General features: G+C 65.7%; 10 protein-coding genes and 1 tRNA gene. 8 read left to right on the top strand and 3 right to left on the bottom strand.

Features of this window, described 5'->3' with window-relative positions:
* The first annotated feature begins 35 nt into the window (after positions 1-35).
* From AC50YA_RS10185 to AC50YA_RS10165, 5 genes are all read left to right on the top strand, one after another.
* Positions 36-2,303: a transglycosylase domain-containing protein gene (locus AC50YA_RS10185; RefSeq protein ID WP_494982164.1), complete on the top strand. Its 2,268-nt coding sequence runs from the start codon at positions 36-38 to the stop codon at positions 2,301-2,303.
* A gap of 6 nt (positions 2,304-2,309) precedes the next feature.
* Positions 2,310-3,257, top strand: coding sequence for a metallophosphoesterase (locus AC50YA_RS10180; RefSeq protein ID WP_494982163.1), 948 nt, complete (start codon positions 2,310-2,312; stop codon positions 3,255-3,257).
* A 144-nt stretch (positions 3,258-3,401) separates the two neighbouring features.
* Positions 3,402-5,210, top strand: coding sequence for an ABC transporter ATP-binding protein (locus AC50YA_RS10175; protein ID WP_494982162.1), 1,809 nt, complete (start codon positions 3,402-3,404; stop codon positions 5,208-5,210).
* The gene (locus AC50YA_RS10170) at positions 5,207-7,147 is read left to right on the top strand and encodes an ABC transporter ATP-binding protein (protein WP_494982161.1); all 1,941 of its coding nucleotides are present in this window, start codon (positions 5,207-5,209) and stop codon (positions 7,145-7,147) included. The genes AC50YA_RS10175 and AC50YA_RS10170 overlap by 4 nt, the downstream gene beginning before the upstream one ends.
* Before the next feature lie 170 nt (positions 7,148-7,317).
* Positions 7,318-7,394: transfer RNA gene (locus AC50YA_RS10165), tRNA-Pro, on the top strand.
* 149 nt (positions 7,395-7,543) lie between these two features.
* On the opposite strand, the gene AC50YA_RS10160 is transcribed toward AC50YA_RS10165, so the two are convergent.
* Positions 7,544-7,753 carry a hypothetical protein gene (locus AC50YA_RS10160; RefSeq protein ID WP_494982160.1) on the bottom strand — a complete coding sequence of 70 codons (210 nt, stop codon included), beginning with the start codon at positions 7,751-7,753 and terminating at the stop codon, positions 7,544-7,546.
* Between the two features lie 132 nt (positions 7,754-7,885).
* On the opposite strand from AC50YA_RS10160, the gene AC50YA_RS10155 reads away from it, so the two are divergent.
* A complete protein-coding gene (locus AC50YA_RS10155) occupies positions 7,886-9,160 on the top strand; it encodes a helix-turn-helix domain-containing protein (protein WP_494982159.1) in 1,275 nt (424 codons plus the stop codon).
* Between the two features lie 39 nt (positions 9,161-9,199).
* Here AC50YA_RS10155 and AC50YA_RS10150 read toward each other — a convergent pair whose 3' ends face one another.
* Both AC50YA_RS10150 and purD read right to left on the bottom strand, forming a co-directional pair.
* The gene (locus tag AC50YA_RS10150; protein WP_494982158.1) at positions 9,200-10,153 is read right to left on the bottom strand and encodes a phosphoribosylaminoimidazolesuccinocarboxamide synthase; all 954 of its coding nucleotides are present in this window, start codon (positions 10,151-10,153) and stop codon (positions 9,200-9,202) included.
* Position 10,154: 1 nt separating this feature from the next.
* Entirely contained in the window at positions 10,155-11,471 is a 1,317-nt protein-coding gene (gene purD / locus AC50YA_RS10145) for a phosphoribosylamine--glycine ligase (protein ID WP_494982247.1), read from the bottom strand.
* Positions 11,472-11,575: 104 nt separating this feature from the next.
* Between purD and AC50YA_RS10140 the strand changes: the two genes are divergently transcribed.
* On the top strand, positions 11,576-13,153 hold the full coding sequence (locus tag AC50YA_RS10140; protein ID WP_494982157.1) for a molybdopterin-dependent oxidoreductase: 1,578 nt from the start codon (positions 11,576-11,578) through the stop codon (positions 13,151-13,153).
* A gap of 36 nt (positions 13,154-13,189) precedes the next feature.
* Complete coding sequence (locus AC50YA_RS10135) at positions 13,190-14,206, top strand: asparaginase (RefSeq protein WP_494982156.1); 1,017 nt, start codon at positions 13,190-13,192, stop codon at positions 14,204-14,206.
* The last annotated feature ends 1 nt before the right edge of the window (position 14,207 follow it).

The following is a 14,207-nucleotide window of genomic DNA, read 5'->3' as shown; positions in this document are numbered from 1 at the left end:
GAGAAAGACTAGTCGTTGCCGGTAAAGTGGAAAACATGGTGACTCGTAAGAACCCCATTTTCGACACGGCCACTACCCTCGGAAAGATTTTTGGCTTCCTTGGTGTGAGCGCGATTTGTGGTGTCCTGGTGGCGGGCCTGCTTGTCCCGGCCGCGGCCGTTTCGGGCAGCGCGGCAAGCGGTTCGATCGAGTTCTTCGATACCCTCCCGGCAGAGCTGCAGGTGGACCCGCCCAGCCAGTCCACCCGGATCCTCGCCGCGGACGGCAGCCTGATCGCGAACCTCTACGAGGAAAACCGGACCAAGGTTGCCCTCGACCAGATCTCGCCGTTCATGAAGGAAGCCATCATCGCTGTCGAGGACAGCCGGTTCTATGAGCATGGCGGTGTGGACACCACCGGCATCCTCCGCGCCATGGTCAGCACAGCCCGCGGCAACAAACAGGGTGCCTCCACCATCACCCAGCAGTACGTGAACAACGTGCTCAACGCGAACCTCGCTGCCGAGGGAAACACTGACGACATCAAGCTCAACGGTGTTAACAAGGGCGTCGGAGACAAGCTCCGCGAAATGAAGCTCGCGATCGCCCTGGAGAAGGAATTCTCCAAGGAGCAGATCCTCGAGGGATACCTCAACATCGTCTTCTTCAACCGTGATGCCTACGGCATCGAGGCCGCGTCCAAATTCTTCTTCAGCAGCACGGCCAAGGATCTGACCCTCCCGCAAGCAGCGCTCCTTGCGGGGCTCGTCAACAGCCCATCAGCGTTTGACCCCGTCACCAATCCGGAGAACGCCAAACAGCGCCGCGACCTGGTGCTGGGCCTCATGCTGGACCAGGGAAAGATCACGCAGGCCGATCACGACGCCGCCGTGGCCACTCCGGTGGAGCCGAAGGTCACGCCGTCACGCCAGGGCTGCGCGTACGCCTCCACGGCACCTTATTTCTGCGACTACGTGCTGCACCTGCTGCTGAACAACCCGGCATACGGTGCCGATCTCAAGGAGCGCACCAACAACGTCTTCCGCGGCGGCCTGACCATCACCACCACGCTGGACGTCAACGCGCAAAACGTTGCCCAAGCTGAGTCAGATGCGGCAGCCGGCGCTAACCCTGACAACTGGGGCGCGTCCATCGTCTCCGTGCAGCCCAACACCGGCAAGATCCTGAACATGGCGCAGAACACGTCGTTCCTGCCCACCGAAGGCAAGTTCAACCAGACGCAGAACTTCAACGTTGACAAGTCGGACAAGGACGGCAACGACCTCAACGGCCTGGGCGGATTCCAGCCCGGTTCCACCATGAAGCCCTTCACGTTCGCTGAATGGCTGAATGAGGGTAAGTCCATGAACACCAACATCAACGCCGCCACCCGCAAGTACCCACAGAACTTCCCCTGGAAGAACACGTGCCCGGACCCCACCGTGGGCTGGTATGACGCCAGGGTTGCCGGCAGCTTCGACCTGCAGAACTCCGACGACGGCTATTACCGGAACATGACGGTCCTGTACGGCCTGCAGAACTCGATCAACACGGCCACGTTCGCCTCGGCGGCGCAGGTTGATCTTTGCGGCATCCAGAAGATCGTGGATGCCGTCGGAATCCACGGTGGCCTGCCGTCGGGTGACGATCCCCACCCGCCGGTCAAGATGACCACGCTGGCCAACCTGATCGGCTCCACGCAGACCGCCCCGCTGACCATGGCCTCCGCGTTTGCCACGTTCGCCAACGACGGCAAGTACTGCGAGCCCATCGCCATCACGTCTGTCACGGACCAGACCGGCGCACAGCTCCCGGCCCAGGCCAGCACCTGCCGTGATGCCGTCAAACCGGAGGTCGCCCGGGGCGTGGCGTATGCCATGCAAAAGGTCCTGGATGAGGGTTCCGGGTCCCTCATCCAGCCGCGGCTCTCCACCAAGACCAACTTCCCGGTGGCAGCCAAGACCGGCACCAACGACACCAACGGCTCCACCTGGGTGGTCGGTTACACCACCGGTGTGGCCACCGCGGCCTGGTTCGGTGACCCGCTGGGTAACCAGAGCCGTGAAGGCCGTAACCTGACAGTCAACGGAAAGTTCTACAAGGCGATCGACGGTTACATGATCGCCGGGCCCATGTTCTCCAAGTACATGGCCCAGGTCGCTCCGGCGTACGGCACCAACCCGTTCCCCGCCCCGCCCACCAACATGGTGAACGGAACGCCGGCCCGGACTACTCCGTCAACCCAGGCCACCGCGCCTGCCACGGCGCCTTCCACGGCCCCGTCCACCGCGCCGAGCAACAACGGCAACGAGAAGAAGAACTAGCCTCCCATGGCAGTCAGCCCGGCATTGGCCAGCCGCGTCCGGAACATCGGGCGCGGCTTGGCCGTCACCGCCGGCGCGGGCACTACAGCGGGTCTCGCCGCCTTCGGATACGGGTTGTGGGAGAAGAACCAGTTTGTCCTGCGTGAGGAGACACTGGCCATCCTGCCGGCAGGACACGCGCCTTTCCGGGTCCTGCACCTGAGCGACATCCACTTCGTACCGGGCCAGGACACCAAGGCGCGTTGGCTCGAGTCGCTGGCGTCGCTGGAGCCGGACCTGGTGGTCAACACCGGGGACAACCTCAGCCATGTCAAGGCGGTGGAGCCCCTGCTCAAGGCACTGCGCCCGCTGCTGGAATTTCCCGGCGTTTTCGTCCCGGGGTCCAACGACTACTACGGCCCGAGCTTGAAAAACCCCGCGTCCTACCTGCTGGGCCCATCCCAGGCCAAGCCCAAACAAACCGAATTGGACTGGCCGCGGCTGCGGTCGGGCTTCGGCATGGGCGGCTGGGTCGACCTCACCAACCGGCACCAGTCGGTGGTGTTGAAGGGGATCCGGTTCGACTTCTCCGGCGTGGACGATCCGCATTTGGGCCGGGAGCGCTACGCGGGCTGGCCCCGCGGCACCCGTGACCAGGACAAGAACGCGCATCTCCGGGTTGCGGTCATCCACGCCCCCTACCAGCGGGTCCTGGACCACTTCACGCAGGACGGCGCGGACCTGCTGCTGGCGGGCCACACCCATGGCGGCCAGCTCTGCATCCCCGGCTACGGCGCCCTGGTGGCCAACTGCGACCTCCCCACGTGGCGGGCCAAGGGACTCAACAACTGGGAAAGCAACGGACGTACGACGCCGGTCAACGTCTCGGGCGGCATCGGCACCTCCCGTTTCGCCCCCATCCGCATCGCCTGCAAACCCGAGGCTGTCCTGCTGACGCTCACCTCCCCCGAATAGGCCCGTTGCTCTATCACTTCGAGTCGCTAACTGGCTCGGATAGCAACCGGAAGTGATAGAGCTAAGGGTGTGAAACGGCTCACGCCATGGCATAGGGTAGTTGCTAAGGGAAACTACATTCGATTTAGAGCTTGAGAAGCGGGCATGGCCAAGCAGACCTCATTTTTCAGATCCATCAGCCGTCTTTATCCTCACGTAAGGCTGATCATCCCCCGGCTTGTGATGGGGCTACTCTGCGCACTCCTGGCCAGCCTCGTGGCACTGACCATTCCGCAGGTGCTGAGGGTCCTCGTAAATGAGTCCCTCAAACCCGGTGGCGCGTCGGACGCCGTCTGGACTGCCGCCGTCGTAATCCTGGTCCTGGGCATCGCCGAGGCGGGACTCGTGGCCCTCCGCCGGCAGTTTGTGATCAACCCGGCCACCACCGTGGAAACCCGGATGCGGGTCTCGCTGTATGGGCACCTGCAGGACCTGACCGTGTCCTTCCACGACCGCTGGGGCTCCGGCCAACTGCTGTCACGCGCCATGACGGACCTGAACTTCCTGCGCCGCTGGATGGCTTTCGGTGCCATCATGCTGGTGGTCACCACGCTCACGGTGGTCATCGGCATTGTGGTCATGTTCTCCATGAGCTGGCAGCTGGCCCTGATCTTCCTGGCCGCAGCGGTGCCCATCATGGCGTACGGTTTCCGGTTCCGGACCCGCTTCAGCAAGGTGGCGCGGCGGAGCCAGGACCAGGCCGGCGACCTCGCCACCACTGTGGAGGAATCCGTCCACGGCATCCGCGTGCTGAAGGCCTTCGGCCGCAGCCGCGAGGCCCTGGAGAACTTCAACGAGCAGGCCGAGGAACTCCGCCAGACGGAGATTATGAAGGCGAAGCACCAGGCCACCTTCACCATGGTGGTCACCCTGCTGCCGGAACTCGCGCTCGGCGCCGGGCTGGTGGTGGGCGTGATGCTCTGCGCCAGCGGCCAGCTGAGCATCGGCGCCCTGGTGGCTTTCTTCGCCACCGCTGCGGTCATCGCGACGCCGGTGGAATTCTCCGGCATGCTGCTGGCCATGGCACTCACCGCCAAGTCCGCCGTCGACCGCCACTTCGAGGTCATGGATTCGGTTAACACCATCACCAGTCCCGCGGAGCCGCGAACCCCCTCGCAGCTGAAGGGCGCGCTCAGCTTCAACAACGCCACGTTCGCGTTCGAGGACGCACCGGACAAACCCATCCTCAAAGAGATCAACCTGGACGTCCGGCCGGGCGAAACCATGGCACTGGTGGGCATCACGGGCAGCGGCAAGAGCGCGCTGATCCAGCTGGTCCCGCGCCTGTACGACGTCACCGACGGCTCCATCACCATCGACGGGGTGGACCTGCGCGAGTTCGACGTCGAGGGGCTCCGGCGCGTGGTGGGCGTCGCGTTCGAGGACACCACACTGTTCTCCAATTCGGTCCGCGACAATGTGCTTCTCGGGGCGCCGGACCGGACCGAGGAAGCCCTGGACGAAGCCCTGGATGTGGCGCAGGCGCACTTCGCGTACTCGCTGCCGGAGGGCGTGGATACGCTCATCGGCGAGGAGGGCCTGAGCCTGTCCGGCGGGCAGCGGCAGCGGATTGCACTGGCCCGGGCCATCGCGGCGCGGCCCCGGGTCCTAGTGCTGGACGACCCGCTGTCGGCCCTGGACGTGCACACCGAGGAGCTTGTGGAAACCCGGCTCCGTGCGGTCCTGAAGGACACCACCACGCTGATCGTCGCGCACCGCCCGTCCACCGTGGCGCTGGCCGACCGGGTGGCGCTGCTCGAGGATGGCCGGATCGCCACCGTCGGAACCCACACGGAACTGCTGGCGCACAACCCCCATTACCGTTATGTCATCGCCAGCCTGGACCAGGAACCACGGGATCTGGATTCGGAACTGTCGGAGCTTGAGGACGAGGCAGAGGACAGCATCCGATGAGCAACGCAACCTTCGGCACCGCCAACGAGGACAATACCCACCTCAGCAAAGCGGACAGCAAAACAGTACGACGGCGGTCGCTCGCCCTTTTGGCCACGCTGATCCGTCCCGTGCGGCTCAGGTTCTGGCTGACCATCGCCACCGTGGTCCTGTCCCAGGCCGCGCGGGTCGCCGGGCCGGCGCTGATCGCGTTCGGCATCGACAACGCGCTTCCCGCGCTGCAGGCGGGCGACAACCTCCCGCTGGTGCTCACCGGGGTCGCGTACCTGCTCGCGGCGATCGCGACGGCGGGGCTCACCGCCCTGTACGTCACCTCCACCGCGCGGCTCAGCCAGGCGATGCTGCTGGACCTGCGCGTCCGGGTCTTCCGGCACACCCAGCGCCTGAGCCTGGAGTTCCACGAGAAGTACACGTCGGGCCGGATCATCGCCCGGCAGACCTCGGACCTGGAAGCGCTGCGGGAACTCCTCGATTCGGGCGTCAGCTCCCTGGCCTCGGGCCTGCTGTTTATGGTCTTCACGGCTGTCACGGTCTTTGCCCTGGACTGGCGCAGCGGCCTGATTGTGCTGGCCGCGGGCGTCCCCATGTACTTCCTGTCGCGCTGGTACCAGAAGCACTCCCAGATCGTGTTCCGTGAATCCCGGGTAGTGTCCGCCCGGCTGATCGTGCACTTCGTGGAGACCATGACCGGGATCCGCGCAGTGAAGGCCTTCCGCAAGGAAACCGAGAACGCCGAACGGTACGGCCAGCTGTCCGAGGACTACCGGCTGGTCACGGTGCGCTCCATCAACCTCAACGGCATTTTCCAGCCCGGCCTGGTGCTGATCGGCAACGTCTGCGTAGCCGTGGTGCTCCTATTTGGGGGGTTCCGGGTCCTTGGCGGGGACCTCGCGGTGGGCGTGCTCCTGGCGCTGATCCTATCCACCAAGCGCTTCTTCCAGCCCGTGGACCAGATGGCCATGTTCTACAACTCCTTCCAGAGCGCCCAGGCGGCCCTGGAGAAGGTCTCCGGCCTGCTGGAGGAGGTTCCCACGGTCCGCCCGCCCAAGAACCCTGTGGAGCTCCGCGATGCCCGGGGCACCATCGATTTCAACGGTGTGGAGTTCCGCTACGGCGACGGCCCGGTGGTCATCCCCACCCTGCACCTGCACATCCCCGCTGGCCAGACCGTGGCCTTGGTGGGGCAGACTGGCGCCGGGAAATCCACGCTGGCCAAGCTGATCGCCCGCTTCTACGACGTCTCCTCCGGATCGCTGACCCTTGACGGCGTGGACCTGCGCAGCCTGACCACCACGGACCTGCGCCGGAACATCGTGATGGTCACCCAGGAGGCGTTCCTGTTCAGCGGCTCCGTGGCGGACAACATTGCCCTGGGCCGGCCCGAAGCAACCCGTTCGGAAATCGAGGATGCAGCCCGGGCCGTGGGCGCTCACGAGTTCATTACCGAACTCCCCCAGGGCTATGACACCGATGTCAACAAGCGCGGCGGCCGGGTGTCCTCCGGGCAACGGCAGCTGATCAGCTTCGCCCGGGCGTTCCTGGCCCGGCCTGCCGTCCTGATCCTTGACGAGGCCACCTCGTCCCTGGACATCCCCTCTGAGCGGCTCGTCCAGAGCGGCCTGGCGCGCCTCCTGCGGGCAACGTCCGACGCCGGAAGTTCGGCAGGCGCGCCGGGCTCTGCTGGTGCGGGTTCGGCTGCGGGGTCCGCCGCGGCCGGGACTGCGGCTGCCGGGTCTGCTGCTGCCGGGTCTGCTGCCGCGGGAGGCGGCCGGACGGCGCTGATCATCGCGCACCGCCTCTCCACTGTCGAAACTGCCGACCGCGTCCTGGTGGTCCACGACGGCCGTGTGGTCGAGGACGGCACCCCCGCAGAACTCATCGGAGGCGGCGGACGCTTCGCAGACCTCCATGGCGCCTGGAAGGACTCCCTGGTCTAGGGATCTGGTGCCGTGTTGCCGCTGGGTTTCCCCAGTTTTGGGCAGCGACGGCGGCGTGTTGCGGCGGGACACTGAGCAAACCTGAGCAAACCTGGGGGATCCCGGCGGCCGCCGATTTCGCATCCGGGCCTGGCGTCGGCTATTCTTGTAAAGTTGCTTTTGCAGCGGATCGGGATGTGGCGCAGCTTGGTAGCGCGCGTCGTTCGGGACGACGAGGTCGCAGGTTCAAATCCTGTCATCCCGACCAATTGAAAGAGGGTTTCCCCCAGGGGAGGCCCTCTTTTGTATCTCCCGGCTGTCACGTAGCCGGACGGAGAACGGTCAAGTATCCGGACAAAGAAAAAGCCCCGAGGCATGATGACCATGCCCCGGGGCCGCGCCTCCTAAGAGGATTCCTTACATCGGGTCAGGCCAGTTGCCCACGTAGGTGGTGTAGGTCTTGCCGTTTTCCTTGACGGGCTTGGACATGGGATCGGGCCAGTTGCCAACGGCTACGGATACGCCGGTGGTGTCGGCGATGGAACCTGCCGACAGGACAGCCGGGGCCGCCGCAGAAAATGCCAAGGCCGCAGCGAGTACGCCAGCGGCCGCAATCTTCTTCAACATATAAGTTCCTCAATACGAGTCGGATTCGTTACAAAGTCAGCACTGTCCTTGTTGACATACATTGTAAAATGTTTTCCACAGGGACTGTCAAGCATTGAGTACAAAGACTGTCCAGAATTAGGAGGAAATCCCGTGGGCAACGGATTCGGGGAGAAGCTCCGTGCGGAGCGTCTCGAACGTGGGCTGACACAGGCTGAACTGGGCAAGGACCTGTATTCCCCCAGTTATATCTCCCTTCTCGAAACCGGCCGCCGCGAGCCGACGGCCGAAGTGATCGAGGAGCTCGCCCGCAGGCTGGAGCTGGCGCCCAAGGCGCTGGAAGCCTGGAGCCAGCCCATCACAGTCAGCGACGCCGAGTACGTCCTGGCCGGCCTCTACGCACGCCAGGCCTGGGACCTCAGGGACTACCCGCTGGCCGCCACCCACGCAGCCACCGCGGCCCAGATAGCCCTGGAAGGCAAGAACACCAGCGCGTGGTGGAACATGACCTACATGCAGGCCGAATGCCTGATCAAACAGGGCAACTGGCAGGAATGCCAAAAGATCATGCAGCACCTCCTGGAGCACCCGATGGCCACGGAGTCTGCCGGCCTCGCCGTCCGTGCCCGTCAGATGCTCGCCGCCATCTGCCAAGGCCAGGGCCAGCTGAGTACCGCCGTGGAACATGCGCTGGCGGCCGTACAACTCTGCGGCCAGCTGCCCAACGGTTCCACCCTGATCATCGGCGCCTACCGCGCGCTGATCGGGGCGCTGGCGGAGAGCGGCCGCCTGGACGAGGCCTGGAAATACTGCCAGGCCATGAACGACCAGATGGACGAGCACTCCATGTCCCAGCTCGCCGGTGAGGTTGCCTGGGTGATCGGCAACGTGGCCTTTATGCGGCACGATTACCCCGAGGGCATCAAATACCACGAGCGCGCCGCCCGGATGCTGTCGCCCGCCAATGACATCGATCTGTGGGCCCGTTTCAACAAGGCCTCGGCCGCCGTCCGGCTGTCCTCCGGAATCGTTGAACCGGAAACGCTCTCCAGCATCGAGCGCGCCGAACTGGCGCTGTCCATTGTGGGCGGCAACAAGAGCGACGAGCTGGAAGTTGCGTTCATCCGCGCGCGCTGGCTGTATCTCACCGGCGACATCGTGGCTGCCATCAACAAGCTCCGCGAGATCCACTCGGAACTGGGGGCTCTGGCCAAGCACACGGCAGGGGAAGTCTCACTCCTGCTGGGCAAATCGCTGAAGGCTGCCGGCGAGTCCGACGAAGCCCTGGTCTACCTCGAAGAAGCGCAGAAGGCCTTCAGTGCCGCGGGAGCCTCGGACCGCGTCCAGCAGGCCCTGGACGCGGTCCTTGAGATCAGGCTCGCCCAGCAGCGGGCCGCCGCAGCAGCGAAAAACGCCAAGGCAAGCTAGGACCGGGCCCTGCCGGAAGCCGGGCCCGTCAAAGGTGTTCTAGGCGAACGTCCTGCCAGTGATTTTCTCGTAGGCCTCGATGTAGCGGCTGCGGGTCCGGGCCACCACGTCTGCCGGCAGGGCGGGCGGTGGCACATCGGAGGACCGGTCCCAGCCTGATTCGGCCGACGTCAGCCAGTCGCGCACGTACTGCTTGTCATAGGAAGGCTGCGCCCGGCCCGGCTCATACGTGGCCGCATCCCAGAAACGCGAGGAATCCGGCGTCAGGACCTCATCGCCCAGGGTGATGGCCCCGGACACGGCGTCGTAGCCGAACTCCACCTTGGTGTCGGCCAGGATGATGCCGCGTTCGCGGGCGATCTTCTCGGCGCCGGTGTAGATCTTGAGGGTCAGCTCGCTCAGGCGTGCGGCGATGTCGTCCCCCACCATGGCCACAACATCGTTGTAGGAGATGTTCTCGTCATGCTCGCCCACCTCGGCCTTGGCAGACGGCGTGAAGATCGCCTGTTCCAGCCGGGATCCGTCCACCATGCCCGGCGGGAGCGGAATCTCGCAGACTGTCCCCCTGGCCTTGTACTCCAGCAGTCCGGAGCCGGTGAGGTAGCCGCGGGCAATGCATTCCACGGGGAACATGTCCAGCTTCCTGCAGATCATCGCGCGGCCTTCCACGGCCGCGGGAACGCCGTCTTCCACGGTGGACGCCAGCACGTGGTGGACCACGTCAAGCTGGTCGAACCACCACAGGCTCAGCTGCGTGAGGATGCGGCCCTTGTCCGGAATTTCGCTGGCCAGCACGTGGTCATAGGCGCTGATGCGGTCGCTGGCCACCACCAGGACGCAGTCCTGGCCCACCTGCTGGCGGACGGCTTCGTCCGCCGGTTCGTAGAGGTCCCGGACCTTGCCGGAGTAAACGTGCGTCCAGCCCGGCAGGTCCAGGGTCTCGGTGCTGAAGCCGCGGGGCTGCTGTGGTTCCTGAGCGGAGTTCTCAGTCATGTTATGCCTTCGCCTTCGTGACAGGGAACGCTCCGGTTGCATTGGAGGCAACCTTGATCTCGCCGCGGGCGGCCTTGCGGCCGATGTCCGTCCGGAACTGGGAGCCTTCCAGCTGAACCAGCTCCACGCCGTCGTACGCCCGTTCCCGGGCCTCCACCAGGTCGCTGCCGAGAGCAACGACGGCGAGCACCCGGCCGCCGGCCGAGATCACCTTGCCGTCGTCGTCGAACGCGGTGCCCGCGTGGATCACGTGCACGCCGTCGAGCTCATCCACCTTCTTGAGTCCGCGGATGCGGTCACCGGTACGCGGGGAATCCGGGTAGTTTTCGGACGCGACGACGACGGCGACGGCCGTCTCCTTGGACCAGCGCAGCTCGTCTGCCTTGTCCAGTTCGCCCTTGGCAGCTGCCAGCAGCAGCGCACCGAGCGGGGTTTTGAGCCGGGCCAGCACGGCCTGCGTCTCGGGGTCGCCGAAGCGGACGTTGAATTCGATGACGCGGGTGCCGCGCGTGGTCAGGGCCAGGCCAACAAACAGCACACCCACAAACGGGGTGCCGCGGTTCGCCATCTCGTTGACCGTGGGCTGGGCCACCCGGTCGATGACTTCCTGGACCAGTCCGGCGGGGGCCCATTCCAGCGGGGTGTACGCACCCATGCCGCCGGTGTTGGGGCCTTCGTCATTGTCGAAGATGCGCTTGAAATCCTGCGCCGGGGACAGTGCCACGGTGTTGCGGCCGTCGCACAGGACAAAAACGGAGACCTCAGGGCCATCGAGGAATTCCTCGATCACCACGGTGCCGGCGGCGTCGAAGCACGTCTGCGCGTGGGCCAGAGCTTCGTCGCGGTTGATGGTGACCACAACGCCCTTGCCGGCTGCGAGGCCGTCGTCCTTGACCACGTAGGGTGCGCCGAAGGTGTCCAGGGCCGCGGCTGCTTCCTCGGCGTTTGTGGCCACCATCGCCATGGCCGTGGGAACTCCCGCTTCGGCCATGACTTCCTTGGCGAACGCCTTGGAGGCTTCCAGCTGGGCCGCGGCCTTGCTGGGGCCAAAGACCGGAATGCCGGCGTCGCGGACGGCGTCGGATACCCCGGCAGCAAGGGGCGCCTCGGGGCCTACCACCACCAGGTCCACGCCGAGCTTGGTGGCAAGCGCCGCGACGGCGTCGGGATCATTCCCGTCAATGTTGTGGGTGGGGACCAGCTTGCTGATGCCGGCGTTGCCGGGAGCCGCATGGACCTCGGAGACGTTGGGGTCGGCGAGCAGGGAGCGGACAATGGCGTGTTCGCGGCCTCCAGGGCCAATGACGAGTACCTTCACAGTCTCCAAGGGTACTTTGTGCACCCTGCCCTTTCCTAAGGGAGTGCTCCTAAGCTGTGTCCTCGCCCGGCCATCCCTGCGGCCCTCCGCAACGAATCCAAGGCATGAAGAAGCTTCTGAAGTGGCTCAAGAGTCCCGCCGCAATGGCCGCGCTGGCAGGCGTGGCGGCTGCCGCCGTCGTACTTTCCGTTGCGGAACTGATCGGAGCGTTCTTTACCGCCCGGGCAACCCCGGTGATCGCGCTGGGGTCCACGTTCATCGACTTCACACCGCCGTGGATGAAGGATTTCGCCATCGCCACGTTCGGCACGAATGACAAAGCCGCGCTGTTTATGGGGATGGGCCTGACCATTTTCCTGCTGGCCTGCGTGCTGGGTGTGGTGGCCTACCGCAAGTGGGCGCTGGGCGTTGCCGGCGTGCTGCTGATGGGCGCGGTGATCGTGGCCAGCGTGGTGACACGGGCCAGCGTGAAACCGTTGGATGCCATCCCCACCGTGCTGGGCACGATCGCCGGGCTGGTGGTGCTGAGGCTGCTGATCGCCCCGCTCTGGCGCCTGAAGTCCTGGCCCGAGGCACCTGCCGACACGGGTGCCGAGGAACCCGACCGGCCCGCCACCAGCCGCCGCCGCTTCTTCGCCGCCGCCGGAATCACTGTGATCGGCGCCGGCATCGCGGCCACAGGCGGACGCCTCCTCAGTGCCGCGCGCAGCAACATCTCCAAGGCCCGAGACGCCCTGCAGCTGCCCACCCCGGCAAAGGCCGCCGCGGCCGTGCCCGCCGGTGTCCAGTCGCCCGCCGCCGGCGTGACACCCTGGATCACGCCCAACAGGGACTTCTACCGGATCGACACCGCCCTCAGCGTCCCCGAAATCAACGCCGATGACTGGGAGCTCCGCGTGCACGGACTGGTGGAAGAAGAAGTCCGCCTCACGTTCCAGGACCTGCTCGACGCCGACCTCATCGAATCGCACGTGACCCTCACCTGTGTCTCCAATCCTGTGGGCGGCAACCTCGCCGGTAATGCGCGCTGGCTCGGCCTTCCCATTCGCGAGGTCCTCAAGCGGGCACGTCCCAAGGACGGCGCGGACATGGTGCTGTCCACGTCGATCGATGGCTTCAGTGCCTCCACGCCGCTGGAGGTCCTGCAGGATGACCGCGACGCCATGCTGGCGATCGGCATGAACGGCGAGCCCCTGCCGCTGGAGCACGGCTACCCGGTGCGCATGGTGGTGCCCGGGCTGTACGGCTTTGTCTCCGCCACCAAGTGGGTGGTGGACCTGGAAGTGACACGGTTCGCGGACAGCAAGGCCTACTGGACCCAGCGCGGCTGGTCCGAGCGCGGCCCCATCAAGACCATGGCACGGGTGGAAGTCCCGAAGTCCTTCGCCAAGGTGCCGGCCGGCCGGGTGGCGATCGGCGGCACTGCGTGGGCGCAGACCCGCGGCATCACCAAGGTGGAAGTCCAGATCGACAACAACCCCTGGGCCGAGGCAATCCTGTCCACCGAGGCGTCCCTCATCACGTGGCGCCAGTGGTCCTTCGACTGGGAAGCCACCCCCGGACCGCACTACATCAAGGTGCGCGCCACCGACGGAACAGGCGCGGTCCAGACCGATCAGCGGGCCGATCCGGTACCCGACGGCGCCTCCGGCTGGCAGTCCGTCATGGTCACCGTGGAGTAGCCCGGCATTCGGCGATTCCGCCCATAGACTGGCAACATGCCGCACAACCCGCATGCCACGTTCACCGTGGACTCCGCCGTCGAACTCGCTGTTGTTGAACGAAGCGGTTTTGTGGAGTCCCGGCACATTGGCTCCGCCGTCGTCCTGTCCGCCGACGGGTCCGTCGTCACCGAACTCGGCGACATCAGGACTCCCCTGTACGCACGGTCCGCGCTCAAACCGCTGCAGGCGTTGGCATCCATGCAGTCCGGAGTCCCCCTGCGCGGCGCGCAGGTGGCGCTGGCCTGCGGCAGCCACGTCGGTTCCCTGGACCATATGGATGTGGTGGAGGGGATGCTCAAGGCCGCCGGCGTCCGGGAAGACCAGCTGCAGTGCCCCGCCGCCTGGCCCAAGGACGAGACGGCCCGCAACTGGCTGGTGCGTTCCGAACGCGGCAGGTCCAAGCTCGCGTTCAACTGCTCCGGAAAGCACGCCGCCTTCCTGTGGGCCTGCACGGAAAACGGCTGGGACACCCACAGCTACCTCGAGCCGAACCATCCGCTGCAGCAGCGCGTCCGCAGCGTGATCGAGGAATACGCCGGCGAACGGATCGCGCACCTGGGCATTGACGGGTGCGGAGCCCCGGTTGCCGCCATTTCGCTGACCGGACTGGCCCGCGCGTTCTCGCTGCTGGCCAAGGCTCCTGGCGACAAGAACTCCAACGCCCGCGCCGCCACCATCGCCACGTCCATGCTCGACTACCCGTGGGCCGTCCAGGGCCGCGGCGAGGCCAACACCATCGTGATGGACGAACTGGGCATCATCGCCAAGATCGGCGCCGAGGGTGTCCTGGCCATGGCCACACCCCAGGGTGTCTCGGTGGCCATCAAAATGCTTGACGGGAACCTCCGCGCCACCTCCCTGGTGGGCCTGACCCTCCTTGCCGCGGTTGGTGCCGTGGATATCCCGGGCGTCTCCAGCGTCCTGGAGAAGGTGGTGGATCCGGTGATGGGCGGCGGCCATCCGGTAGGCAAGATCCGCCTGGGTCCGGCCGTGTCCGCGCTCCTGGACTGAC

Source organism: Pseudarthrobacter sp. RHLT3-21 (genome assembly GCF_059383495.1).
The sequence above is the reverse complement of the archived record's forward strand: the minus strand, read 5'-3'. Positions and strand labels throughout refer to the sequence as shown.